The 25352-nt window shown below is 64.8% G+C and carries 22 protein-coding genes and 1 pseudogene; 14 read left to right on the top strand and 9 right to left on the bottom strand.

Annotated elements, in window-relative coordinates; all coding sequences use genetic code 11:
* The first annotated feature begins 93 nt into the window (after window positions 1-93).
* The 5 genes from HUI96_RS08565 (at window position 94) to truA (ending at window position 3050) form a co-directional block, all read left to right on the top strand.
* Window positions 94-345 carry a FitA-like ribbon-helix-helix domain-containing protein gene (locus tag HUI96_RS08565; RefSeq protein WP_237684041.1) on the top strand — a complete coding sequence of 84 codons (252 nt, stop codon included), beginning with the start codon at window positions 94-96 and terminating at the stop codon, window positions 343-345.
* 18 nt (window positions 346-363) lie between these two features.
* Complete coding sequence (locus HUI96_RS08560) at window positions 364-786, top strand: type II toxin-antitoxin system VapC family toxin (protein ID WP_188254245.1); 423 nt, start codon at window positions 364-366, stop codon at window positions 784-786.
* 63 nt (window positions 787-849) lie between these two features.
* Entirely contained in the window at window positions 850-1782 is a 933-nt protein-coding gene (gene fmt / locus HUI96_RS08555) for a methionyl-tRNA formyltransferase (RefSeq protein ID WP_188254244.1), read from the top strand.
* Window positions 1779-2279: a GNAT family N-acetyltransferase gene (locus HUI96_RS08550; RefSeq protein WP_188254243.1), complete on the top strand. Its 501-nt coding sequence runs from the start codon at window positions 1779-1781 to the stop codon at window positions 2277-2279. Before fmt ends, HUI96_RS08550 begins: the two co-directional genes overlap by 4 nt.
* 3 nt (window positions 2280-2282) lie before the next feature.
* On the top strand, window positions 2283-3050 hold the full coding sequence (truA, locus tag HUI96_RS08545; protein ID WP_188254242.1) for a tRNA pseudouridine(38-40) synthase TruA: 768 nt from the start codon (window positions 2283-2285) through the stop codon (window positions 3048-3050).
* Here the strand turns inward: truA and HUI96_RS08540 are convergent.
* The 3 genes from HUI96_RS08540 to mutS all read right to left on the bottom strand — a co-directional run bounded on the left by HUI96_RS08540 (window position 3020) and on the right by mutS (window position 7619).
* Entirely contained in the window at window positions 3020-3610 is a 591-nt protein-coding gene (locus HUI96_RS08540) for a transporter (RefSeq protein ID WP_188254241.1), read from the bottom strand. The genes truA and HUI96_RS08540 overlap by 31 nt on opposite strands.
* Before the next feature lie 6 nt (window positions 3611-3616).
* On the bottom strand, window positions 3617-4804 hold the full coding sequence (dapE, locus tag HUI96_RS08535; RefSeq protein WP_188254240.1) for a succinyl-diaminopimelate desuccinylase: 1188 nt from the start codon (window positions 4802-4804) through the stop codon (window positions 3617-3619).
* Window positions 4805-4967: 163 nt separating this feature from the next.
* Window positions 4968-7619 (bottom strand): DNA mismatch repair protein MutS, encoded by a 2652-nt coding sequence (mutS, locus tag HUI96_RS08530; protein ID WP_188254590.1) that lies wholly within the window; start codon window positions 7617-7619, stop codon window positions 4968-4970.
* A 219-nt stretch (window positions 7620-7838) separates the two neighbouring features.
* On the opposite strand from mutS, the pseudogene HUI96_RS30035 reads away from it, so the two are divergent.
* The 3 genes and pseudogenes from HUI96_RS30035 to HUI96_RS08515 all read left to right on the top strand — a co-directional run.
* Window positions 7839-8105, top strand: a pseudogene (locus HUI96_RS30035) (phosphate acyltransferase); the annotation flags it as partial.
* 267 nt (window positions 8106-8372) lie between these two features.
* On the top strand, window positions 8373-9974 hold the full coding sequence (locus HUI96_RS08520; RefSeq protein ID WP_237684039.1) for an SIR2 family protein: 1602 nt from the start codon (window positions 8373-8375) through the stop codon (window positions 9972-9974).
* A gap of 130 nt (window positions 9975-10104) precedes the next feature.
* Window positions 10105-11526: an argonaute/piwi family protein gene (locus HUI96_RS08515; RefSeq protein ID WP_188254239.1), complete on the top strand. Its 1422-nt coding sequence runs from the start codon at window positions 10105-10107 to the stop codon at window positions 11524-11526.
* Window positions 11527-12231: 705 nt separating this feature from the next.
* Here HUI96_RS08515 and HUI96_RS08510 read toward each other — a convergent pair.
* On the bottom strand, window positions 12232-14148 hold the full coding sequence (locus HUI96_RS08510) for an adenylate/guanylate cyclase domain-containing protein (RefSeq protein ID WP_337918171.1): 1917 nt from the start codon (window positions 14146-14148) through the stop codon (window positions 12232-12234).
* Between the two features lie 67 nt (window positions 14149-14215).
* On the bottom strand, window positions 14216-16621 hold the full coding sequence (locus tag HUI96_RS08505; protein WP_188254237.1) for a transglycosylase domain-containing protein: 2406 nt from the start codon (window positions 16619-16621) through the stop codon (window positions 14216-14218).
* 182 nt (window positions 16622-16803) lie between these two features.
* Between HUI96_RS08505 and HUI96_RS08500 the strand changes: the two genes are divergently transcribed.
* Window positions 16804-16980, top strand: a complete 177-nt coding sequence (locus tag HUI96_RS08500; RefSeq protein WP_188254236.1) for a hypothetical protein — start codon at window positions 16804-16806, stop codon at window positions 16978-16980.
* A 179-nt stretch (window positions 16981-17159) separates the two neighbouring features.
* Here the strand turns inward: HUI96_RS08500 and HUI96_RS08495 are convergent, their stop codons facing one another.
* A complete protein-coding gene (locus HUI96_RS08495) occupies window positions 17160-17792 on the bottom strand; it encodes a calcium-binding protein (protein WP_425299210.1) in 633 nt (210 codons plus the stop codon).
* Complete coding sequence (locus tag HUI96_RS08490) at window positions 17789-18526, bottom strand: calcium-binding protein (protein WP_210320106.1); 738 nt, start codon at window positions 18524-18526, stop codon at window positions 17789-17791. Before HUI96_RS08490 ends, HUI96_RS08495 begins: the two co-directional genes overlap by 4 nt.
* A gap of 229 nt (window positions 18527-18755) precedes the next feature.
* On the opposite strand from HUI96_RS08490, the gene HUI96_RS08485 reads away from it, so the two are divergent.
* The 4 genes from HUI96_RS08485 to HUI96_RS08470 all read left to right on the top strand — a co-directional run bounded on the left by HUI96_RS08485 (window position 18756) and on the right by HUI96_RS08470 (window position 22605).
* Complete coding sequence (locus HUI96_RS08485; protein ID WP_188254234.1) at window positions 18756-19070, top strand: GYD domain-containing protein; 315 nt, start codon at window positions 18756-18758, stop codon at window positions 19068-19070.
* A gap of 314 nt (window positions 19071-19384) precedes the next feature.
* Window positions 19385-19804 (top strand): HIT domain-containing protein, encoded by a 420-nt coding sequence (locus HUI96_RS08480; protein ID WP_188254233.1) that lies wholly within the window; start codon window positions 19385-19387, stop codon window positions 19802-19804.
* 33 nt (window positions 19805-19837) lie between these two features.
* Window positions 19838-20776: an NAD(+) diphosphatase gene (gene nudC / locus HUI96_RS08475; protein ID WP_188254232.1), complete on the top strand. Its 939-nt coding sequence runs from the start codon at window positions 19838-19840 to the stop codon at window positions 20774-20776.
* 173 nt (window positions 20777-20949) lie between these two features.
* On the top strand, window positions 20950-22605 hold the full coding sequence (locus HUI96_RS08470; protein ID WP_188254231.1) for a phosphoethanolamine transferase: 1656 nt from the start codon (window positions 20950-20952) through the stop codon (window positions 22603-22605).
* A gap of 25 nt (window positions 22606-22630) precedes the next feature.
* On the opposite strand, the gene HUI96_RS08465 is transcribed toward HUI96_RS08470, so the two are convergent.
* Window positions 22631-23494, bottom strand: a complete 864-nt coding sequence (locus HUI96_RS08465) for a prephenate dehydratase (protein ID WP_188254230.1) — start codon at window positions 23492-23494, stop codon at window positions 22631-22633.
* A 2-nt stretch (window positions 23495-23496) separates the two neighbouring features.
* On the bottom strand, window positions 23497-24231 hold the full coding sequence (locus HUI96_RS08460; protein ID WP_188254229.1) for a 3-deoxy-manno-octulosonate cytidylyltransferase: 735 nt from the start codon (window positions 24229-24231) through the stop codon (window positions 23497-23499).
* A 198-nt stretch (window positions 24232-24429) separates the two neighbouring features.
* On the opposite strand from HUI96_RS08460, the gene HUI96_RS08455 reads away from it, so the two are divergent.
* Window positions 24430-25296 carry a c-type cytochrome gene (locus tag HUI96_RS08455; RefSeq protein ID WP_188254228.1) on the top strand — a complete coding sequence of 289 codons (867 nt, stop codon included), beginning with the start codon at window positions 24430-24432 and terminating at the stop codon, window positions 25294-25296.
* Window positions 25297-25352: the final 56 nt, after the last annotated feature.

The raw sequence follows: 25352 nt of genomic DNA, 5'->3' as shown, positions 1-25352 counted from the left end.
CTCCTGAAGCGAAGCCGACTTGCCACTCCGTCGTCGCTATGATATCAAAGATATCAACAATTTGCCTGAAGCGGAGTTGCACGGATGGGCGACATGCTGATCCGAGACCTGGACCCGGAATTGAAGCGGCAGATCGAAGAAAGATCGCGCAGGAACCGGCGCAGCCTGTCCGAAGAGGCAATAGACCTCATCCGCCGGGGCATTCTCGTTGATCAAAAGGGAGCTGCGAGGTTGGGCGACCGGCTCCGGGCAATCATCGGTGATGTGCACTTCACTGATGAGGAACTCGACGCGATCGCCGCCTCGCGGGCCGAACCTGACCGGGAGCCTCCCAGCTTTGCCTGATCGGAGCAGCATCGCCAGATGATCGTGCTGGATACCAATGTCGTCTCCGACTTCTTCGCCCCCCGTCCCAGTCGGGCCGTCCTGGGGTGGCTCAATGCAGAGGCACCCGAACGTCTGTTCATGACTTCGATCGTACTTGCTGAATTGTACTTCGGCGCCTTTCTCGCCGTCGACACGGTACGGCGGCAGAATCTCCTGGCCAGGATCGGACGCGTGCATCAAGAATTTTCCGGAAGGGTACTTTCCTTCAGTGAAGGGGTTGCCGAACGGTATGGTATGATCACGGCACGCCGTCGCCTCGCGGGCAGGCCGATCGAGACGAAGGACGCCATGATCGCCGCGATCTGCCTTGCCTACGACGCGACGCTCGCCACCCGCAACGTTCGCGATTTCGAGGGGCTTGACCTCAAGCTTGTAAACCCGTTTGAAGCGGCAGCCTGATCGAGCCGGGCAATCCTGGCATCCGATTGGATCTTGTCCGAAGCCGGCCGAGCGGGAGAGAAAATGCTCCGCATCATCTTCATGGGCACGCCGGATTTTTCGGTGCCGACGCTGACGGCGCTGGCCGAGGCCGGCCACGAGATCGCGGCGGTCTACACGCAGCCGCCGCGCCCCGCCGGGCGGCGGGGACTGGAACTCACTCCCTCGCCCGTGCAGCGGGAGGCTGAGCGCCTGAGCATCCCAGTCTGCACCCCGCTCTCGCTGAAGTCGGCCGATGAGCAGCAGGCGTTTGCAGCCCTCGAGGCGGAAGTGGCCGTCGTCGTCGCCTATGGGCTGCTACTGCCGCGGGCGGTACTGGAGGCGCCGCGCCTCGGCTGCTTCAACGGCCACGCCTCGCTGCTGCCGCGCTGGCGCGGCGCCGCCCCGATCCAGCGTGCGCTCATGGCCGGCGATGCCGAGACCGGCATGATGGTGATGAAGATGGACGAGGGGCTGGACACCGGCCCGGTAGCGCTGCAAGCGAGCGTGCCGATCGGACCCGACATGACCGCGGGTGAACTGCACGACCGACTGAGCAGCATCGGCGCCCCGCTGATGGTCGAGGCGATGAGCCAGTTGGAGCAGGGCCGGCTGGCGCTCACGCCCCAGGCCGAGACCGGGGTCACTTACGCGAAGAAGATCGAAAAGGCCGAGACCCGCATCGACTGGTCCCAGCCGGCTAGAGACGTACACGACCGCATCCGCGGGCTCTCGCCGTTCCCGGGCGCCTGGTGCGAATTCGAGGCATCGGGCCGGCGGGAACGGCTGAAGCTGCTGCGTTCGACGCGTGCGGAGGGCTCCGGTGGCCCAGGCGAGTTGCTCGACAATGGTCTGACGGTCGCCTGCGGCGACGGCGCGATCCGCCTCCTCGAGGTACAGCGCGCCGGCGGTCGAGCGGTCCCGGCCGAGGAGTTCTTGCGCGGAGCCCAGCTCAAGCCGGGAGACCGATTCCTATGACTGCTGTTTCGGTGAGACCCGCTGAAGCCAAGGATCGTGAGGCGATCCGAACGGTCGAGGAGCGGGCGTTCGGCGGGCGGACGGAAGCCGACCTGGTGGAGCGCCTTGTTTCGGATGGCGCCGTGGTCCTGGAACTCGTGGCCGAGATCGACGGAAGGATCGCCGGTCATGTGGTCTTCTCGCGCCTTACGATCGAGTCCGATGGTGGCCCCTACCTCGCCGTCGCGCTCGCGCCGCTGGCGATCGCCCCGGACTTTCAGGGCAGAGGTGTGGGCACGGCTCTCGTCGAGGATGGCCATCGCAGGCTGGAAAAGGTCGGCGAGACCCTTTCGGTCGTCCTCGGGGATCCGGAATACTATAACCGCTTCGGCTACAGCCACGACCGCGCCGAGCAGTTCTTGTCCGACTATCAGGGTGAAGCGCTGCAGGCGCTTGCCTGGGGAGAGGCGCCCTCCACCGGGCGGCTGGTCTACGCCGCTCCCTTCGCGGCGCTCTGATCCATGCCCCGCTACCGCCTCGACATCGAATATCACGGCGGCCCCTATGCCGGCTGGCAGCGGCAGGACGGCCCGCGCTCCGTCCAGGAGGCGCTGGAACAGGCGATCAAGAGCTTCTGCGGCGAGACCGTCAGCCTTCGCGCGGCCGGCCGCACCGACGCCGGCGTGCATGCCACCGCGCAGGTGGCCCATGTCGATCTGGCTAAGGATTGGCGGGCCGACACGGTGCGCGACGCGCTGAATGCGCACCTGCAGATGGCGGGGGACCTGATCTCGATCCTGTCGTCCTCGGTCGTTGAGCCGGACTTCGATGCCCGGTTCTCCGCCACTGGACGGCGCTATCTCTACCGTATCCTCAACCGCCGCTCTCCGCCTGCGCTGGAGAAGGGGCGCGTCTGGTGGGTGCCGAAGCGGCTCGACGCGGAAGCGATGCATCTGGCCGCTCAGCGGCTGATCGGCCGGCACGACTTCACCACCTTCCGCTCCGCCCAATGCCAGGCGAACAGCCCGCTGCGCACGCTCGAGCGGCTTGATGTCACCCGCACCGATGACGAGATCGAGATCCGCGCCGAAGCGCGCTCCTTCCTGCACAATCAGGTCCGCTCCATGGTCGGCTCGCTGAAGCGGGTCGGCGAGGGCGCCTGGACGGCCGACGATCTCGCCGCCGCGCTCGAAGCGCGCGACCGCGCCGCCTGCGGCCAGGTGGCACCCCCCGATGGCCTTTATCTCGTCGGTGTCAGCTACGACGGCGACAGCCCGACCAAGTGCTGAAGCAGGTAGAGGACGAGCAGCGAGGCGACGAACATGCCGCCGAAGACTGACGTCGCTAATGCCGCGCCGCGCCCGATCGCAACGTTTGTGAGCCGCCAGGCAAGCACCAGCGTAAGGCCATAGGATAGCAGCGTCACCAAGGCCGCGAGTTGATGGGCCGAGGGCGCCAGCAGCCGCACCAGCGCTGCCGGCAGCATGAGCCACAGCAGAATGGCCGATCCCCAGTTCGAGGCGACCACATAATGCACGAAGCGGTCGGCGATGCCGGCCGGGCGAGCGGCCAGGGCCAGGCCGACCAGCGGCAGGACCCAGGTTCCGACGTCGACGACGGCGAGCCGCGCGATCACGCTGAACTTCGTCACCCCGACCAGGTTCAGCGTCAGGTCATCCGCAACCGAGATCCAACTGAGGGCGAGCGCCGGCAGCGCAACGACGATGGCGAAGAAGGAATTCCAGAACCCGTCGGCGGAAAGATCGAGCAGCCGCAGGCCGTCCGCCTTGCCCATCATCATGCCCCACGCGCCTGTGAGGTTCTTCTGGATTTCTGCGCCGCTCGGCATCGCCCTTTATGCGAACCAGTCCCGAATGAATCGCTCATAGATTTGCGTCAGCGTCTCGAGATCCGCCAACGCCACGCGCTCGTCCACCATGTGCATTGTCTGTCCGACGAGGCCGAATTCAACCACCGGGCAGTAGTTCTTTATGAAGCGCGCGTCCGAAGTGCCGCCCGAGGTGGAGAGCGACGGCCGCTTGCCCGTGACCGCCTCGACGGAAGCCGAGAGCGCCCCGATCAGCCGGTCGTTGCGGGTGAGAAACACCTCGCTCGGCGGATCGCGCCAGGCAAGCTCGAACTCGATGGGCTCGCTGCGTCCGGCGCGGTAGCGCGTGTCCTCGGCTGCGCGGTCGAGCCGATTGTGGATCTCCGCCTGCAGCGACTCTACCGTCCAGCTGTCGTTGAAGCGTATGTTGAAGGTTGCGCTCGCACGGGCCGGGATGACGTTCGTCGCCGGATTGCCGACGTCGACGGAGGTGATCTCGAGATTGGTCGGCTGGAAGTCCTGAGTGCCGCTGTCGAGATGCGGCAGGAGCAGCGCGTCGAGCAGGGTCAGCAGGCCGCGCACCGGATTGTCGGCAAGGTGCGGATAGGCGACGTGGCCCTGCCTGCCATTCACGGTGACGGTGCCCGAGAGCGAGCCGCGGCGGCCGATCTTGATCATGTCCCCGAGCGCTTGCGGATTCGTCGGCTCGCCGACGAGCGCCGCATCCCAGGTCTCGCCGCGCTTCGCCGCCCAGTCCAGCAGCTTCACCGTGCCGTTGATCGCCGGGCCTTCCTCGTCGCCGGTGATGAGCAGCGACACCGATCCGCGAGGCTTTCCGCCCCGCTCCACCACCCGCGCCAGCGCAGCGACGAAGCAGGCGATCCCGCCCTTCATGTCGACGGCGCCGCGCCCATACATGAAGCCGTCGCGGGCCTCCGCTTTGAAGGGCGGATGCGTCCAGGCGGCGACGTCGCCGACCGGCACCACATCCGTGTGCCCGGCGAACATCAGATGCGGCCCGTTGCCGGACAGCCTGGCATAAAGGTTCTCCACGTCGGGCGTGCCGGCCTCCGAAAACACCGGCCGCTCGATCGCGAAGCCAAGAGGCTCGAGCATCGCCGCCAGCGCCGTCAGCGCGCCTCCTTCCGCCGGCGTCACCGACTGGCAGCGGATCAGGGCAGCGAGGTTTTGGGCGGGATCGACGGGAAGCGACATGCGGACCGACAGAGCGTTGGACTGAACAGGTGAAGACTCAAGTGCGGCTTTGCCGTGGCCAAGTCAACGCGCCAGAGACCGAGGATCTTGAGTGCACGAACCCTCCCCTCAAGGGTCTGTTAGGTAGAAAGCTTCAGCAAACCCGATGTGCGCCGGGGTCGCCCTAATTCACTATCCCCTTCAGCCTGTAGATTGCCTCCAGCGCCTCGCGCGGCGTCATCTCGTCGGGCGCGAGTGCGGCGAGCGTTTCGCGCAGCCGGTCGGGCTCCGGCTCCTGCGGTTTTGGCGCCTCTCGCCGCGCCGCCACCGAAAACAGCGGCAGGTCGTCGACCAGCCGGTCGGCCTTTCCCGAAGTCTCGCCGCTCTCCAACTGGTGCAGCACCGCCCGCGCCCCTTCCACCACCGGGGCGGGCAGGCCCGCCAGCCGCGCCACCTGGATGCCGTAGGAGCGGTCGGCCGCGCCCTTGCCCACTTCATGCAGGAAGATCACCTCGCCTTCCCACTCCTTCACCCGCATAGTGACGTTGTGCAGCCGCGGCAGCTTTTCGGCCAACGCCGTCATCTCGTGGAAATGCGTGGCGAAGATCGAGCGGCAGCGGTTCTTCTCGTGCAGGTACTCGACCGCCGCCCAGGCGATGGAGAGGCCGTCGAAGGTGGCGGTGCCGCGGCCGATCTCGTCGAGGATGACCAGCGCGCGCTCGCCGGCCTGGTTGAGGATCGCCGCCGTCTCGACCATCTCGACCATGAAGGTCGACCGCCCGCGCGCCAGGTCGTCCGAGGCGCCGACGCGGGAGAACAGCCGGTCGACCACGCCGATATGGGCGCGGGCGGCCGGCACGAAGCAGCCGGCCTGCGCGAGGATGGCGATCAGCGCGTTCTGGCGCAGGAAGGTCGACTTGCCGCCCATGTTCGGCCCGGTAAGCAGCCAGATCGCACCGAACTTTCCGTCCGGGGCAGGCGAGAGGTGGCAGTCATTGGCGATGAAGGGCTGGCCGGAGGTCCTGCGCAGCGACTGCTCGACCACCGGATGCCGCCCGCCAAAAATTTCGAAGGCGAGGCTGTCGTCGACCAGCGGCCGCGTCCAGTCCTCGTCGGCGGCGATCGTCGCCAGCGCGGCCGAGACGTCGAGCACCGCCAGCGCCGCCGCGCCCCTTCGGATATCCTCCGCCAGTCGAATTGTCTCAGCCACCAGCTGGTCGAACACGGCAAGCTCGATCGTCAGCGCCCGGTCGGCGGCGTTGACGATCTTCGTCTCGAGATCGGCGAGTTCGGTGGTGGTGAAGCGCATGGCGCTCGCCATCGTCTGGCGGTGGATGAAGCGGGCGCGCAGCGCGTCGGTGCCGGTCAGCGCCGCCTGGTGGTTGGCGGTCACCTCGACATAATAGCCGAGCACGTTGTTGTGCCGGATTTTCAGCGACCGCACCCCGGTCTCCTCGGCGAGCGCCCGCTCCATCGCGGCGACCACCTGCCGCGACTGGTCGCGCAGCGCCCGCATCTCGTCGAGCTCGGCGTCCCAGTTTTCGCGCACGAAGCCGCCGTCGCGCTTCAGCAGCGGCAGCTCGTCGGCGAGCGCCCGCGTCAGCCGGCTGCCGAATTCGTGCGGCAGGGCTTTTAGCACCTCGAGGGCGGCAGCCATCTCGGTGGGCAATTCGCTGCGGCCGAGCAACTCGGCCACCTGCTCGGCCACGCCGAGCCCGGCCGCGATGGTACCGAGGTCGCGCGGGCCGCCGCGATTGAGCGCCAGCCTGGTCAGGGCGCGCGGCATGTCGGCCAGCCCCTTGAGCAGGGCGCGCAGGCCTTCGCGCAGCGCAGTCTCTTGCCCCAGCCAGGAGACCGAATCCAGCCGCGCGTTGACCCTGCCGGCGTCGGTCAGCGGCGCGGTCAGCCGCTCGCAGAGAAGCCGCGCGCCGGCGCCGGTGACGGTGCGGTCGATGGCCGAGAGCAGCGAGCCGTCACGCGCGCCCGACAGCGTCTTCACCAGCTCCAGATTGGCGCGCGTCGGCGCGTCGATGAACAGCGTCGAACCGGCCGTCTCGCGCTCCGGGATGCCGAGCGGCGGGCGCTCGGCCTTTTGCGTCTTCTCGATGAAGGCGATGATGCCGGAGATCGCCGACAGTTCGGCCCGCGAGAAGGAGGCGAAGCCGTCGGGCGTCGCCACCTGGTAGAAGCGGGCGATGCGGTCGGCGGCCGCGGCCGAATCGAACAGCGCGGCCGGCTGCGGGCTGGCGGTGCGGCCGAGCACGTCGAAGACCGGTTTTAGCTCCGGATCGTAGAACACCGGCTCGGCGACGATCAGCTCGCGCGGATCGATCCTGAGCACGTCGGCGAGCAGCCGATCGGCGGCCGTCTCCGCCACCTTGAACAGCCCGGTCGACAGCTCCAGCCAGGCGAGCGCCAGCGCGCCGTCGCCGCCGGCCTTCACCCGCCCCAGCGCCATCAGGAAATTCGCCTCGCCGGGCGACAGAAGCTTGTCCTCGGTGATGGTGCCGGGGGTGACCAGCCGCACCACGTCGCGCCGCACCACCGATTTCGAGCCGCGCTTCTTCGCCTCGGCCGGGTCCTCGATCTGCTCGCACACCGCCACCCGGTGGCCGAGCCCGATCAGTTTTTGCAGATAGTCGTCGGCGGCATGGATCGGCACGCCGCACATCGGGATGTCGGCGCCGGCGTGCTTGCCGCGCTTGGTGAGCACGATGCCGAGCGCGCGGCTCGCTATCTCCGCATCGTCGAAGAACAGCTCATAAAAATCCCCCATGCGGTAGAACAGCAGCGAATCCGGGTTCGCCGCCTTGATCTCCATATACTGTTCCATCATCGGCGTGACCGCGCCGACGGGGGCAGGCGTCCCACCCGCTTGGCAGGAGGGGTCGGGGGTGGGGGTTTTTATCTCGGCACTCTCCATCACCCCTCCTGCTTGGCGCTTTCCTCGCCCGGAGTGTAGCCTCAATCCAAAGCGGTCCACAAAAAGCAGCGTGCAGGCGGGGAAGGAAAAGCGCGGGGCGGCAGGAATTCGCGACAGGCGCCGGGTCGATTTCGCGGCGAGATGGCGGCCGACGTCGCGCTCGATTTTCGCCTGATGCGCCAGCAATACCCGTTCTGCCGCCCCGGCCAATGTGCTGGTCATGCCGGCCTTCCACTCCGCCGCGATCTCGACAAAGATGCTGCAGGAACTCGGCGGCTCCACCGTCATCGGCCCGGTGCTGGTGGGCTTGAACAAGCCGGTTCAGATCGTGAGCCTCAACACCAAGGACTCCGACATCGCAATATGGCGGCAATCGCGGCGTATAGCGCGGGGGGATGAGGGGGGAGCGAAGCGCGGCAGGATTCTATGGCGAGGGCTTGCCCGAAGCTGCCTATTTGCCTGCAGCGCCGCGAATGTCGGCTTTGCGCCCTCATTTCGGCCATCCAGCGATTGCGGAAAGTTTTTTGAAGGCTGCCGCTCCTCAACGGCATGAAACACGAAAGACTTCGCGAGAATTCGATTAAGCGTAAGCCCGGGTAGTCTCCTAGAGGTCGCGCACAAGCTCGAATATCCCAACTGCGGCTCTCCTTGTGACATTATTGGAAGATGCGAATCGATTCGGGCTCTGAGATAACAGTCGATGATTTCGCGCGGCGCTTTTCCATGCGACGCGGGAAGCTGATGTGGTTTCTGGGTGCCGGCGCCTCAGCGGCTGCCGGAGTTCCGACTGCCTGGGACATGATTTGGGAGTTCAAGCAACAGCTTTATGTAAGCCGGCGCAAAGTGTCTCCAAAGCTCGTCAGCGACTTGGCCAATCCTGTCATCCGTGAGCAGCTCAAAGCCTTCATCAGTGAGAACGACCAGTTTCCTCTTCCAGACTCGCCAGAAGAGTACGCAGGCCTTTTCGAAGCGGCCTATCCAAATGAGAACGACCGGAGAGCCTATCTCGACGGCAAGATCGACGGAGGCAAACCCTCATACGGCCATCTCGCGTTGGCGACGATGATGAAGGCGGGCGTTACGAAACTTGTGTGGACGACAAACTTCGATGCGCTGGTCGCAGATGCATGTGCCAAGGTTTATGACGGCACCGGCAAACTCTCGACAATTGCGCTCGATGCGCCGGACCTTGCAAGCCAGGTGATTGCATCTGAGCGCTGGCCTGCCGAGATCAAACTGCATGGCGACTTTCGATCGCGGCGTTTGAAGAACACCACGGAGGAACTGCGCTCACAGGATGCGCGTCTACGGCAGTCGTTGATTAGCTGCTGCGCACGCTTTGGCTTGGTGGTCGCGGGCTATAGTGGGCGGGACAACTCTGTGATGGCCAGCTTTTCGGATGCGCTGAAAGAGCCGACCCCGTACCCAAATGGTTTGTTCTGGCTTCACCGGGGCGACGGCTCCCCGCTGCCGGCGGTCTCCGACCTAATCGAGCGCGCACAGGCCGCCAATGTGGAAGCGGCCATCGTGCGAATCGACAATTTCGACGAAACGCTTCGCGACCTTGTTCGCCTTATCGACGGATTGGATCATGCTGCTCTCGAAGCATTTACGGCATCACGAAAGATCTGGACGCCCGCCCCGCAAATTTCGGGGAACAAAGGGTTTCCGGTCATTCGATTTAATGCCGTCCCGCTTAGCTCGCTTCCCACTGTCTGTCGTAAGGTGGAGTGCAACATCGGGGGCGCGGCCAATGCAAAGCAGGCTGTTGAGAATGCCGGGGTCGATGTGCTGGTCGCACGGTCAAGAGCCGGGGTGCTAGCCTTCGGCGCCGATTCCGATGTCAAAGCCGCGTTCGATCCTTTCGGCATCACAAATTTCGATCTCCACACTTTTGAGAGCAAGCGGCTGAGGTACGACTCCGCGGAACGCGGCTTGCTGCGTGACGCCTTGTCACGAGGGCTGGCCCGCCAACACGAACTGCTGCTTTCGAAACGGCGCAGTGCTGATCAGTTGGCCCCGGCTGAACCTGACGATCCAAAATGGCAACCGCTCAAGAAGCTCGTTGGTAGCCTTCGTGGAACCCTTTCAGGTCACCCGGAAATTACCTGGAGGGAGGGAATCAGCGTTCGCTTGGATTGGGCAAATGATCAGCTCTGGCTACTGATAGAACCCAGAACCATATTTGAAGGGAGCACCCAGGAACCAAGGCCGCGACGACAGACTTTGCCAGAGAGCGCAGTGTTCGCCGATATAATCGGCAACTGAATGACCTTGTCGCGTTCTGGTCATCACTGCTCGCAAATAATGGTGCTGACATCCGGGCGCTTAACGTTGCGATTGGTGTAGACGCATCTTTCCAACTCCACCACGAGAACGCTTTTTCGAGGCGGATCATATGACGAGCCAGATCGCGCCGCATAGCTGGTTGCCGGAGCCGAAGCTTCTCTTCCACCCGGAACGCACCGGTGACACCGAGTTGCACCCGCTGCGCGGTTTGTTGCGCTACGGGCCTTACTCCTCGAATTTGGTGCCGGGTCCGATCCGCGTCGCCACAATTGCGCCCGCTGGTGACGGGCAAAAACTCTACGCCTTCATGCGGGAATTGAACGACCCGCATAGCGTGACCGAACGCGCAGACTATCTTCAGCCATGGCCGGGCTTCAGTCAGGTGTTCCAGGTTAAGATGACGGGCGCGGAAAAGTCCTGTCATCTGGAACTGCCGGCTGAGCTCGAAAGGATGTTCGAAATTTCGTCGACGCCGCACATTGTGCTGGCCGATGCACTGATCCGTGCAGTCCAACAGCTTGAAGCGCGACGCGATGCATTCGATGTCATATTTATCTACGTTCCTTCACGATGGGCAGCGGGCTATGTCGGAGCCCAAGAAGAGGATTTCGATCTCCACGACCATCTGAAAGCCTTCGCGGCCGCGCGCCGTGTTCCCATACAGTTGGTGCGCGAAGATAGGGCGCTTTCCTACCCTCACAGAGCGAGCGTCATGTGGCGAATCGGGCTTGCCTTGTACGCCAAAGCGGGCGGTGTCCCGTGGAAGCTGGCGGAAACAGACCGTGAGACGGCGCATATCGGGATATCTTATGCGGTTCGGCCGACAAGTTCGGAGAGGGCCCGGTTTGTAACCTGCTGCAGCCAGGTTTTCGACGCGGATGGAGCCGGCCTTGAATTTGTCGCCTACGATGCGAACGAGGTCGAAGTTCAGCGGGACAATCCTTTCCTCTCGCGCGCGGAGATGTTCAGAGTAATGTCGCGCTCGGTCGATTTGTACCGGCGCAGGCATGCCGGGCAGTCGCCACGCCGCGTCATCGTGCACAAGTCTACCGAATTTAAGGGTGAAGAGATCGCCGGATGCATGGAGGCACTCCACCTCTGCGAGGCAGTCGATCTTGTACAGGTTGTGGCAGACGCAGCTTGGCGCGGGATTAGGATCGACCGGCCTAAGCAGGGAGCCAAAGGCCAGCCCGCTGGCTATCCGGTCGCGCGTGGGAGTCTCGTGGGCCTGAGCGAACGCGAATGCCTGCTATGGATGCACGGGGATGTGCGCGGCATCAGCGATCGTGGATCATATTTCCAGGGGGGCCGCAGCACGCCACGACCGATCCGCCTAGTGCGTCACGCAGGACATGGCTCATGGCACGAGACGGCGGTCTCGGCGCTCGCGCTTTCGAAAATGAACTGGAATAATGACAACTTGTACGACCCGCTTCCCGTGACCATGAGCTACGCGCAAGTTCTGGCCCGCGTGATCAAGCGGATGAGCAACCTAGGGACCAGTCCATACCAGTTTCGATTTTTCATGTGACGCAGCCGTCTTATACAGGCTCTTATCTTCAGGGGGAGGGGTGCTTAGCGAGGCGGAGAGGGGGGACAAAAATATCCCCGCCGATGCGAATTCCCGGTCTCCGCCCCGCCCAACCTCCTGATCTTTTTCGCTCCCGTCCCGCCCGGCCCGCAAAAGGCCTCCGCCTTCCATCCCCTCCCTTTGCCGCTTCCTCATAATCCTGCGCAGTCCCTCCTGCGGGAACGCCGATCATGACGGTGGTCTGTGGGGAGGGGCCGGCGCCTCCGGTGCGGGAAGACGTAGCCCGCGCCCGGGGAGGCCGCGTCCGAAGGTTCCTCCCCCGCAACTAGGTGCGGGGCGCACTGGACGAGTGCTCTAAGCCGGGCCAGCCGAGGCGCAAGCCGGAGCCGGAGCAAGGTGAAGCGGAACGGGACGAGGCCCAAAATCGCCGGATGGGCGGCCGCGAGGTCGCACATAAAAGAAGCTGCGCGACCTCGCGGCCGCCCGTCTTCCCGAACAATGGCCAGACTGCTTTGGCAGGGCGTGGCGAGGCGCCGGCACGCCTCTCCCCCCTTGAGGGGGAGATGGCCGCGAAGCGGCCAGAGGGGGTCGGCAGAGGCCGCGCGCGGCGCAAATGGAAGGTTGAGCACGGCCGACATGACCCCTCCCGCCTCGCTTCGCTCGGCACCCTCCCCTCGAGGGGGAGGGGGAACGCGGCACTCGGCCTCAAGGGCGAGCCGGCCCCTCCCGCACCCCCACCACCTCAAAAATCTCGATCGCCTCGCCGCGCCCCCGCGCCTGCGCCCGGCCGAGCGGGCGAAACTCGATTTTTCCCAGGCAGGCGTCGCGCACCGCGCGGCTGGCGAGGATGGCGGTGCCCGTCTCCTTGTTCATGCCCTCCAGCCGCGAGGCGACGTTGATGGTGTCGCCCATCGCCGTGTACTGCAGCCGCTCGCGCGCGCCGACGCTGCCCACCACCGCCTGGCCGGTATGGATGCCGAAACGGGTGCGGAAGGCCGGCAGGCCCTTTGCCGCCTGGCTCTCGTTGAAGGTTTCCAGCCGGGCGCAGGCGTCGAGTGCCGCCCGGCAGGCGTGCTCGGCATGGTCGGGGTCGGCCTCCGGGGCGTTCCACATGGCGAAGATCGAATCGCCGAGGAACTGGATGATCGAGCCGTGATGCGCCTCGACCGTTTCGTCCAGAATGTCGAAATAGTCCGACAGCATCGCCACCACCTGCTCGGGCCCGTGCTCCTCGCTGATCTTGGTAAAGTCGTAGATGTCGGTGAAGAGCGCCGTCACCTCCTGGCGCGCGCCGGCGCGGCCGGTGAAATGGCCGGCCAGAAAACCCCGGCGCACGAACTCCTTGGGCACGTAGAGCATGAAGGTGTGGATGGCGTCGCGCGCCCGGTTCATCGCCCGGCTGAGCGAGGAGATCTCGCTCACCCGCGAGCGCACCTCGACCGGCGTGACGAAGTCGAGGTTCTGCAGCCGCTGTGCGCTCTGGGTGAGGCGCTGCAGCGATTGCGTGATCAGCCGGGCGATCAGCAGCGCCGCCAGCACGGCGGCGACCACGACGAGCAGCGCGATCGCCCCCCCGTGCAGGAGCGCGCGGCGCGCCGGCGCGATCAACTCGTCCATGGGCGCTGTAACAACCACCCGATGGTAGGGCAGCAGCAGCCGTGACCGGATCGGCGTGACCAGCACCAGATAGGTGCGGCCGGCGGCCTCGATCAGCCGCGGCGCGTCGGTCCAGCTGTCGTTCGAGCGGATGCTGTCGACGATCGGGTCGGGCGGCAGCGACCCCGTCCCTCCCGGCAACTGAGTCGCCATCAGCCGGTCCATGAAGGCGCTGTCCGAGTGGATCACCGGATTGCCGGACGTGTCGACGATAAAAGCCTCCGAGCCGGGCGTCATCTTCTCCGATGCGAGGAAGTCGGTGATGGTGTCGAGCACGATGTCGGCGGCGATCACGATCTGGCGGTTTGCACTATGCGACTGGGCGATGGCGATGCCGAGATTGTGGGTGGTCGCCATGGCGTAGGGGCCGATGGTGACGGTCTCCGGCAGGCCCGCCGCCGCCTTGTACCAAGGCCGCGTCCTTGGATCGAACGACGTCGGCAGGCCATGGTCCTCCCGGATCACATTGCCGGCCGCGTCCTCGAAGGCGACGTCCAGCATTCCGCCGCCGGCCTGCTGGGTGATCGTGCGGTAGGCGACCACCGCGTTTGCGGGCGCATCGAGCGCTTCCGTCCAGCCGCCGCCCAGCCTCACCGCATGGAAGAACGAACCGTCGGGATAGCCGGCATAGACGCCGTCGAGCTGCGGGACCTGCTTCAGGATCTCGCGCAGGAAGATCGCCTTGTCCCGATCGCGCCCCGGCGGCGGCACCAGGAAGGCATTGGGGATCGAGGATATGATGCCGACGGCGGCGACCGTCTGGGTCGACAGCGCGTTCAGCCGCTCGACCAGCCGCTCCGAAAAGACGCGCATGTCCTGGTTGGCGTCCGCGATGATCGCGTTTCGCGCTCGGTAGAACCCCAATCCGATCAGCGCCGCCGAAACGACCAGGATGAGCGTGACCGTGGTGAGCGCCAGCAGCGTCTGCAGCGGATGGGTCCGGCGCGCGGCGGCGGCTTGGGACACAGGCTGTGAACCATCTGCGCGTGCGGGGACGCCCGGACCGGGCTCTGTAGGCGGCCTGCTGTTCCCCTCAGCCGCCATTGCCGAATATGACGTCGAGGATCGACGTCTCGCGGCGCGTCGGCGGGCCGCCGACCTCGGCGCGCGGCACCGGGCGACGGAGCGAGGCGGTCGAATCGTCGGCGTCGACCATTTCGGGCCGGCTCCCTTGCGGCGCCACCGCACGGGCGGGGCGTTCGGCTGCCCGTCTGGACGTCTCGACCTGGGCCGGGCGCACTTCGCGTGGCCGGGCCGTCGGCATGGGCGGAGCCTCGATCGTCTCGCGCTTAGCGGGCACCGGCTCGACGTCCGGAGAGCCGTCCTCGGGACTGAGCCATTCGGCCACTGCGTCGGCGATGGGCGTTCCGGTCCTCCCCTCCCCGGCTTCGGGTTCCGGCCAAACCTGTTCGGCCATTGCCGCGTCAGGAACACCCTCGTCGAAAAGGTCGGGCGTGGAGGGCTGCCATTTTCCGGGCAGCGGCGCCACCGGGACGCCCTCGTGCGCGGCGGTCATGAATTCATGCCAGGCGAGCGCCGGCAGCGCCCCGCCGGTGACCTTCTTCATCGGCGAGCCGTCGTCATTACCGAACCACACGCCGGTGGTGAGGTTGGCCGTATAGCCGACGAACCAGGCGTCGCGCGATTTTTGGCTCGTGCCGGTCTTGCCCGCCGCCGGCCAGTGGAAGCGGGCTTTGGTGGCGGTGCCGTCCGACAGCGTCTCCGACATCATGACGTTCATCATGCCGACGATCTCGGGGCTGATCACGCGCGGCATCTGGGCGGACTTGTCTTCGTACAGCACCTCGCCCTGCGGCGTGGTCACGCGCTTCACGAAATGTACTTCCGGCCGGAAGCCGCCATTGGCGAAGGGAACGTAGGCCGCGGTGAGTTCGAGCGGCGTCACCTCCGAAGTGCCGAGCGCGATGGCGTTGTTGGCCTGGAGCTCCGAATCGATGCCCACGCGCTGCGCCGCCTCGACCACGGAGCCCGCGCCGACTTCCACGACCAACTGCGCGGCCACCGAGTTCAGCGATTTCGCCAGCGCCGTCGCCAGCGTGACATCGCCGTAGTACTTGCCGTTGTAGTTCACCGGCGACCATTTGCCGATCTTGATCGGCGCGTCGTTGCGAATGCTGTCCGGCCGTGCGCCCTGCTCCAGCGCGGCCAGGAACACGAAGGGCTTGAAGGCCGACCCGGGCTGCCGGCGGGCTTCCGAGGCGCGGTCGAATTGGCTATCGGCATAGTCGTAGCCGCCGACCATCGCCCGCACCGCCCCGGTGTTGTCGATCGATACCAGCGCCCCCTGGCTGACGTTGAGCTTCTTGCCGTTCTCGTCGACCAGGCGGCGGATGGATTTTTCGGCAAGCTGCTGGAGCGTCAGGTCGATCGTTGTCTCGACCACGATGTCGGAGCGTACGTCGCCGATGAGCGTTGGCAACTCGCCCATCACGCGGTCGGCCACATAGTTCTCGGAGCCCGTCCAGAAGGACACGGCTCGCGTCGCCGGCGCGTTGGCCGCGTCCGCCAGTTCCGCCTCGCCGATCATGTCTTCGTCGCGCATGGCGGCGAGCACGAGCCGGGCACGGGCATCCGCCGCCTTGGGGTCGCGTGCCGGGGAAAGCCGCGACGGCGCCTTGAGCAGGCCCGCCAACAGGGCTGCCTCCGAGAGCGTCACGTCGCGCGCGGATTTGCCGAAATAGCGGCGCGCGGCAGCGTCGACGCCATAGGCGCCCGATCCGAAATAGACCCGGTTGAGGTACATTTCGAGGATCTGGTCCTTGTCGTATTTGTGCTCGAGCCAGAGCGCGAGCATCACCTCCTGCACCTTGCGTTCGAGCGTGCGGTCCGGCTTCAGGAAAAGGTTCTTGGCGAGCTGCTGCGTCAGCGTCGAGCCGCCCTGACTGAAGCCGCCCTGGATCAGGTTGTGCGCGAACGCCCGCGCGAGTCCGATCGGATCCACGCCGAAATGCGAGTAGAAGCGGCGGTCCTCAATGGCCATGACCGCCTGCGGAATATAGGGCGACATCTCGTGGAGGCCGACGGCCTCGCCGCCGGTCATGCCGCGGTTGGCAATCTGCACGCCGTCGACGGCCACGATTTTCACGTTCGGCGGACGTTCCGGGACGGTCCAGTTGGCCACGCTGGGCAACTGCGCCCCATACCAGGCGACCAGCCCGGCAAGTCCGATGCCGGCCCACAGCGCCAGGACGAGACACCAGTAGATCAGGCGGCCAAGGCCGAAGCCACGGCGCGCCTTTCTGCTTCGCCTTTCCTTCGGTGCTTTCCGATTCGAAGGCTGCTTGCGGCTGCCTCGGGAGCGCCTGGGCGCGCTCGGTATGACGCGATCGTCTTCATCCAACGAGAAATCGTCGGAGTCCCTGCCGCGCGACGGGGCGTCGAAGGTCGGTTCGATGCGCGTGCCGCTGCGTCTAGCCATTAGCTGAATCGTCTTCCCCGTTGCCCAAGGGCAGGGGTTGTAGCGTAAATGCGGCGATTTAAGGGGCTGTTAATGCCGCGGTTGTGGAAGCCGTTTTCGTTCAGTGACTTAGTTCGATCGAACTGCTGCTTGGGAACTTCGATGGTCGAGGTCTGTTTCGGAAGCAAGGACAGGAGGTTGCGATGGCCGAGGACAAGAACGAATGGCTCGATCACCACAGTGAGCGCGAGGACGCGATCCGCTATCTCGTCGAGAACACCGACCTCTCGCCGCTCCAGGCGAAGGAGCTTGTGCAAGAACACGGTGCCGATCGTGCGAAGCTGCTCGAGATCGCAAAGACGATGAAGGCGGAAGGTTAGGGTCCGCAATCCTCCCAGGGGCCGCGCCGCACCCGCGGCCCGGCCTTGGTTACCGCCGAGCGCGCAGATCGCGTGTCCGCGCAAAGGCGGACTGGCGGAAGAATGCGATCCGGCCGAAGGCGAACTGCTCACCAAGCTGCCCTTCAGCAGAGGAGCAAGCAGGCGCACCTTTCGCTTTCCTAGACGATGACGAAGTCAGCCGCGGTGAGCGCCAGACCTGGTTTGAGCACGGCGAACTCAACCGCGCCGCCACTGGCGCTGCCATTGCTGTCATAGATCAAGCGGCCGGTGTCGGTCTCATAGATGATGCGATCATTCGCATCCATGGCCTTGCCGCTGGCGTTCTTGACGAACTGTGCCGCCGTCAAGATTCCGGTGCCGACGATCGCCTTGAACACCGAGTTCTCCAGACGGATTGTGTCGCTCGGCACGTCGAAGTCGGTGATGGTGTCGACGTTGCCCGCACCGAGAGCAGTATCGAAGAAGAAGGTATCCGCCCCCGCGCCGCCGACGAGCGTGTCCTTGCCAAGCGCGCCTGCAAGGAAGTCGTTGCCGGCACCGCCCTTCAGGGTGTTGTCGCCGGAATTACCGCGGATTGTATTCGCGAGCGCATTGCCCGTTCCGTTCAGGTTGCCGGAACCCTGGAGTTCGAGTCGCTCGATATAGCTCGCCAGCGTCCAACTGATGGAGGATTTGACAGTATCGGTGCCGCCACCAGCCGATTCGATAGTCTGGTCGCCAATCGAACCAACGATGTAGGTGTCGTTGCCCGCGCCGCCCGACATAGTGTCGTTGCCCGCGCCGCCGTTCAGGACGCATTGCCAGTCCCGTTCAGGTTTCCGGAGCCCTGAAGCTCCAGGCGCTCAAGATTGCTCGCCAGAGTCCAACTGATGTAGGCTCGCACCGTATCGGTTCCGGCACCGGCCGCCTCTATCGTTTGGTCTCCCGTGGAATCGACGTAATAGATGTCGTTGCCCGTCCCGCCAGACATCTTGTCCTTGCCAGAGCCGCCGTTGAGCGTATCGTTGCCGGCACCGCCGTTGAGCGTATCGTTGCCCGTGCCTCCGCGCAGCACATCGTTGCCGCCTTGGCCATTCAGCGTGTCGTCCCCACCGAACCCGTCGACCACGTCGTTGCCGTTTGAGAGGTTGAACGTGTCGGCGCCGGCCAGTGCCTTCACGATGAGGTTCCGCTCGTCTGCGGTGCCAGGCGTCAGTGCGGCGTCATAGATCGCCTTGGCCGAAATGCTGATGCCCTGCGCCATCCAGATCGGATTGCCGTCCCAAAACATTTCGACTAGGCCGGTGACTGTCCCGCCCGTGATCGCGCCGGTGGACGGATTGACCGTTATGCCGCTGCCACCGAAGGCGAGCCCGAGATCGGCCCAGCCGTCATAGCCGTTGACCAGATACACGTCGCTGTAGGTCGCTCCGTTGTAGACGATGTTCTGGTTGTCGTAGAAGGACGCGCCGTAAAGATTGCGTGCGTACCAGTTCAGATCTAGATCGTCAAAATTGATTGCGTAATAACCGGTAATCTTTGCCAAATTTTCCCCCTAAAAAGATCGCCTTAGTCGGTTTGGCGTGGAGTAATTCCCGTCCAGTGTCAAGGCTGCAAGTGCGCTGGACCAGCGGCCTCAGTTGAGCCGATTACTGACTCTAAAGAGCGATCTGGACTGCTCTTCGCGACAAGGCGCCCGCCTTTGATCACCGTCAATGCGCGGCAACATTGCCCGGGCTTCACTCTGCGGTCGTTGCAGATGAGGAGTTTGCGCCATGCCAAGCTTCGTCATGCTCACCCGCTTGAACCATGAAGCGCTGAAACAGCCGAATTCGCTGGTCGATCTCAGCCACGAGGTCACGCGCCGCATCAAGACCGAGTGCCCCGGGGTAGAGTGGGACGCGAACTACACGATTCTCGGCCCCGCAGATTACCTCGACATCTTCAGCGCGCCGGACGTGGAGACCGCGATGAAGGTCGCCACGATCATCCGCATGTTCGGTCATGCTGATACGGAGATCTGGACGGCTCTGGAGTGGGACAGGTTTGTCGAGTTGGCCCGCTCGATCCCGTCCGCGCCAAAACCCTAGGCTCCGGCCTAGACACGAACGAAGTTGCCGCGGCGGCTCGTTTCCGCTGCCCTTGGGCCATCGACGGATCTACCCGACACAGCCGGCGCCGGAGCCTGCCGCAGGGTGGCGTGCCTGCCCGAGCCGATGCATGCTGAGTAAGGTTCAGACCATGTCAGGCTGGGCGGGGCTGCTGCGCGGCACATCGAGACAGGCCTGGTGGCCGTCCACGATGCCGTGCAACAGCGGCGCGAAAAGTTCGGGATCGATTACATCGATGCCTTGCCGGGTCCCACATGCCTCTCTAGCTTTCCCGAGATTTGTGGGAGACGCGGATGCTGCCTGACCTGAAGGGCGGTTTTGAACTGGATGCGCGGCTGGATACCGACAGCGTGTCGCTGATGTGGCTTGGGCTGTGCGAGCTCAGGCTGATGAACGACTGCCGATGGCCTTGGCTGCTGCTGGTCCCGCAGCGTCCGGGGGTCGAGGAGGTGCACGACCTGACCCCGCTCGACCAGGCGATGCTCACCTTCGAGACCAACATGGTCGCGGATGCGCTCAAGCGCGTGACCGGCTGCACCAAGATCAATTCCGGCGCCTTGGGCAATATCGTGCGTCAGTTGCATGTGCATGTCATCGCCCGTTCGGAAGGCGATCCGGGCTGGCCGGGGCCGGTCTGGGGATATGGCTCGCGCGTGCCCTACCAGCCCGACGCCATGCACGGACTGATCGACAAGGTGAGAAAGGCGCTGTAGGGTCGCCACCCAACTTCCATCCGCCGGCCAGCCATGCCCTTCAGCCTTTTCGACGCCCCGGAGCGCGAACCGAGCCAGTTTGTGGCCTTCGCCGGCAATCTCCTGGATAGACAGGCCGAAAAACGCAGCGACGACGCGGCCAAGCTGGCGCTGCAGCACTCGATGGCGCGCCTGCTGCTTTTGCGCGGCGGTCGGGTCTACCTCAGGCAGAACGGCGCGGGTCTTGACGCCTTTTACAACCCTTCCGAAGCGGAGAGGCTCGGCACGCTTCTCCCCGAAGCGGTGCTCCTCGGCCATGACGAGACCGGACCGGTTCTGGCCGTTGTCGCGGGCGTGGAGCCCGAGCAGTTGCCTGAAACGATCAAGGCGATCGACTACCGCTCGGTCTACATGCAGGGACTGCTGGAGCCGCCTGCGCTGGGCGCGCTGGCGCAAGGCGCGGCCCTTCTCGCCTGGCACGCCAATCACCGCTTCTGTGGCCGCTGCGGGAGTGAGACCGAGATGCGGATCGGCGGCTACAAGCGGCAATGTCCCTCCTGCGGCCTGGAACTGTTCCCCCGCACCGACCCCGTCGCCATCATGCTGGCGGTGACGCGGGACAAATGCCTGCTCGGCCGCGGTGCCCATTTCGCGCCCGGCATGTATTCCGCTCTCGCCGGCTTCATCGAGCCCGGCGAGACGATCGAGGCGGCGGTCCGGCGGGAGGTCCTCGAGGAATCAGGCATCCGGCTCGGCCGCGTCGTCTATCACGCCAGCCAGCCCTGGCCGTTCCCCTATTCCTTGATGATCGGCTGTTTCGGCGAGGCGCTGAGCGAGGAGATCAGGCGCGACGAGGCTGAACTCGAGGATTGCCGCTGGTTTTCCCGCGAGGAAGTTCTTGCCGCGCTGGCGAAGGACCATCCGGACGGCATATTCGTCCCGCCTCCAGGCGCAATCGCCCATCATCTTATCCGACACTGGGCCGAAGGCTGATTTTCACGGTCATCGCTGGGATTTCCGGCGGGGTTGGGAGCCCGCGCAAACAGTCGCGATCACAGCATTGGGAACAAGCTTTCCCCGGTCAGACAGGAAAAAGCCACATTCGTGGAATGGCGACGATCATCAACATCACATAAAATACCACAACTATTCGGAGAGGAATGGCGATGCGGATCCACAGGCCGACCATCGGGCCGCTGACGCTTGGCTTGCTTGTGGCCGGCTATGTGCTGATCGTCCTCAACAACACTTTGTGGAGCAAGGCGGCGGAATATTTTGCCGGTGCTCCGCTGGAATGGGCAAGCTTCGCCATCGGCTACGTTGCGCTCATGTTCGCCGGCGCTGCCGTCTTTTCATACCGCTACATCGCCAAGCCGGCCTTCATCCTTGCGGTGGTCGTGTCGGCTTTGGTGTCCTACTTCGTCGACCACTATGGCGCGATCATCGACCGGAACATCATCCGGGACGTGTTCGATACAACGTCAGGCGAAGCCGGAGAGTACGTGACCGCTGCGCTCTTGCTGCACATGCTGCTCTACGGCGCGATCCCGAGCGTGCTGATTGCCTGGGTGCGGCTGCGGCACCCCTCCTTCTTGCGGCAGTTCGCCAGGAACGCGCTGGCCGGCACGGCATGGGCGCTGGTCTGCGGCATCGCCGTCATGGCCAGCTTCGAGGGCATCGCCTCGACCCTGCGCGAGCACGGCGAGATGATGGAGACGTCGACGCCCGGGGCGCCCCTGGTCGCGGCGATCAAGTACGCCAAGATGGAGCTGCGCGACCGGAATGTCGTCCTGCAGCCGCTCGGAACCGATGCAATCCAGGGGCCGTTGGCGCGAGTCGCCGAAAAGCCGCTGGTGACGGTTCTGGTCGTCGGCGAAACCGCGCGCGCGGATCACTTCAGCCTGAACGGCTACCCCCGCGACACCAATCCCGAACTGAGTGCCGCCGACGTCGTCAACTATCCGAATGCGACGAGCTGCGGCACGCTCACGGCAGTGTCCGTTCCCTGCATGTTTTCGGTCTTTGGCAAGTCCGACTTCGGCGAGAAGAAGGCCCGCTCGACGGAAAATCTCCTCGACGTGCTGCAGCATGCCGGCGTCGACATCAACTGGCTGGACAACAATACCGGCAGCAAGGGCGTCGCGGACCGGGTTGCCTATTTTCACAGCTCACCCGAAGAAACTCCGGCCCTTTGCCACGGTAAGGAATGCCTCGATCAGATCCTGGTCGACCGGCTCGGTCCTCTGCTCGATAATGTGCAGAGGAACACGGTCATCGTGCTGCACATGCTGGGCAGCCACGGACCTTCCTACTTCCTGCGCTATCCCAGGGAGTTCGCTCTGTTCAAGCCGGACTGCCATTCGCCTCATCTCAGCGAGTGCAGCAATGAGCAGTTGGTGAATGCCTACGACAACACGATCGCTTATACCGACCACTTCCTCGGGCAGGTGATCGGCCTGCTCAAGCAGCGCCAGGACCGCCTCTCGACCTCCATGATCTATCTATCCGACCATGGCGAATCGCTTGGGGAGGATGGACTTTACCTGCACGGCGCGCCCTATCTCATCGCGCCCGAGGCTCAGAAGCACATACCCTTCCTGACCTGGCTCTCCGACGACTTCGCGGCTGCGATGACGATCGACACCGAATGCCTTCGCGACAAGAGCAGCGAGCCGGTCTCTCAGGATAATCTGTTCCACTCGGTGCTGGGGCTGATGGACGTCAGGACATCGGTCCATGTGCGGTCGCGGGACATCTTCGAGGCTTGCAAGGCGCATCACGTCGCGACCGGGGCAGGCAGGAGCCTGCACCACCACGGCTGATATCGATACTGGCGTCGACTGAGGATCAGTCGGCGAGCTTCCATTCCTCGCGCGAGTCGCTGCGCGGATAGACGCCGAGGATGCGCACCTCGCGCGAGAAGAAGCGAAGTTCCTCCAGCGCGTTGCTGACCGGCGTATCGTCCGGATGGCCTTCGATGTCGGCATAGAACAGCGTCGCGGTAAACGCGCCGAGCTGATAGCTCTCCAGCTTGGTCATGTTGACGCCGTTGGTGGCGAAGCCGCCCATCGCCTTGTAGAGCGCGGCCGGGACGTTGCGCACATGGAAGATGAAGGTCGTCATCATCCTGGCGTCGGGTGTCGGGCGTTCAGCCCATTGCTTGCTCTTCGTCAGCACGACGAAGCGGGTGACGTTTGTATCGGTGTCCTCGACGTTCTCATCAATGATGTCGAGGCCATAGAGGTCGGCGGCGAGGCGCGGCGCGAGCGCCGCCATCGTCCTGTCGCCGGTCTCGGCCACGAGCTTGGCCGCACCTGCCGTGTCGCCGGCGACCATCGGCTTCCACCCGTTCTTGCGGATGTATTTGCGGCACTGGCCGAGCGCATGGATGTGGCTGTGAATCGTCTTAACTTCCTTTCGGGAGACGCCCGGCAACACCATCAGCTGGAAATGGATCGGCAGAAAATATTCGCCGATGATGTGGAGCTTCGATTCCGGCAGCAGATGATGGATGTCGGCGACGCGGCCGGCGATCGTGTTCTCGATCGGGATCATCGCCAGGTCGGCCTTGCCGGTTTCGACGGCATTGAAGGCGTCCTCGAAGGTGGCGCAGGGCAGGGGCACCATGTCCGGGAACATGTTGCGGCAGGCCGTATCGGAATTGGCGCCAGGCTCGCCCTGGAAGGCGATGCGGTTGGTCTTCTCCGACATGATCAGGCCTTCCCGGCAAGCATTTCGCGCGCGCGCTCCAGATCCTCGGGCGTATCGACGCCGAGCGGCACCGAATCGACGAGGCTGACGTCGATTCGCATTCCTGCCTCGAGCGCCCGCAACTGTTCCAGCCGTTCGCGCTTCTCGAGCGCCGAAGGCTGCAGCGCTACGAAACGCGCGAGTGCGGCGCGGCGATAGGCATAGAGCCCGATGTGATGATAGTGCGGACCTTCGCCCCAGGGCGCCGTGGCCCGCGTGAAGTAGAGGGCGCGCAGCCGCGACGGCGTGAGCGGCGAGCCGACGATCTTCACCACGTTCGGATTGGTGCGTTCCTCGTCGCGATCGATCTCGACGCCGAGCGTGCCGATGTCGACGGAGGGGTCGTCCAGCAGCGAGACGGAAGCGGCGATCGTCGCCGGCTCGACCGTGGGCAGATCGCCCTGTACATTGATGACGAACTCGACCTCTGCGCGAGGATCGACGGCCGAAAGGGCTTCGAAGATGCGGTCGGAGCCCGATTCGTGGCTCACCCGCGTCATTACCGCCTCGAAGCCGTGGGCCCTCACCGCATCCGCCACTTCGACCGTGTCGGTCGCGACGACCACGCGTCCGAGGCCACTTTCGGCGGCGCGCTCAGCGACATGCACGATCATAGGTTTGCCCGCTATGTCGGCGAGCGGCTTGCCAGGCAAGCGGGTGGAGGCCATCCGGGCCGGGATCAGAATCAGGTTGCTCATGAGGTACTTGGCGGGTGCGGCAATATGCGTTGAAAGGTGTCAAAACGTCTCACGGTGGGGGCTCTTATAGGAGTTGCGTGCACCAAGCAAAAGACCTAGTTTCCGCGCCACCTTACCGGCGGCCCATGGCTGCGGGGTGGTATCCGCGTGCGGGGATCCACGCGGAGAGAGGGCGTATCGACCAGGAGCCAGGAGCGCATGGACTCTTTCGAATACAATAAGCTGATCGGGGGACTGCTGGGCGCGGTCTTCGTGGTTTTCTCGATCTCGCTCATCTCGGATGCGATCTTTGCCCAACCCGTCCCGGAAAAGCCCGGCTATCACATCGAGGCTGTCGAAGAGACGCAGGGTGGCGCCGGCGGCGCCGAGACTGCGGCCGCCAACGTCGCCGTTCCCTTGATCGCCTCCGCCGATCTGGCTGCGGGCGAGGCCGCCTTCAAGAAGTGCGCTGCCTGCCACACGGACGATCAGAGCGGCGCCAACAAGGTCGGCCCGAACCTCTGGGGCGTGGTGAACCGCCCGATCGCCGGCCATGAGGGCTTCGCCTATTCGGCGGCGATGAAGGAGTTCTCGCAGGGCGGCACGGTCGTCTGGGACTATGAGCATCTCGACCATTTCCTGCTGTCGCCGAAGGGCCTGATAAAGGGCACTGCGATGGGTTTTGCGGGCATCAAGAAGCCTGAAGAGCGGGCTGCGGTGATCGCCTATCTCCGTTCCAAGGCCGATTCGCCGGCACCGCTGCCTGAGGCTGCGGCGCCTGCGGCTGAGAACGCAGCAGCCCCGGCCGAGGGTGCCGCCCCGGCCGAAGGCGCCGCGGCGCCTGCCGAAGGTGCGGCTCCTGCGGCACCGGCCGAAGGTGCGGCTCCGGCTGAAGGAACTGCTCCGGCAGCACCCGCTCCCGCCGAAAACGCTGCTCCTGCCCCTGCTGAGGGTGCAACGCCCGCACCTGCGGACGGCGCGGCCGCTCCGGCTCCGGCCGAAGGTGCGGCGCCTGCTCCCGCCGAAGGCACCGCTCCGGCCCCGGCCGAGGGGACCGCCCCGGCGCAGCCTGCTCCGGCTCAATGACGGAATTGTAATCTCGACCTTCACGAAAAAGCCGGGTTCGCCCCGGCTTTTTTGTT

Source organism: Pseudaminobacter soli (ex Zhang et al. 2022), assembly GCF_014595955.1.
Classification (GTDB): domain Bacteria; phylum Pseudomonadota; class Alphaproteobacteria; order Rhizobiales; family Rhizobiaceae; genus Kumtagia; species Kumtagia pseudosoli.
The sequence above is the reverse complement of the archived record's forward strand: the minus strand, read 5'-3'. Positions and strand labels throughout refer to the sequence as shown.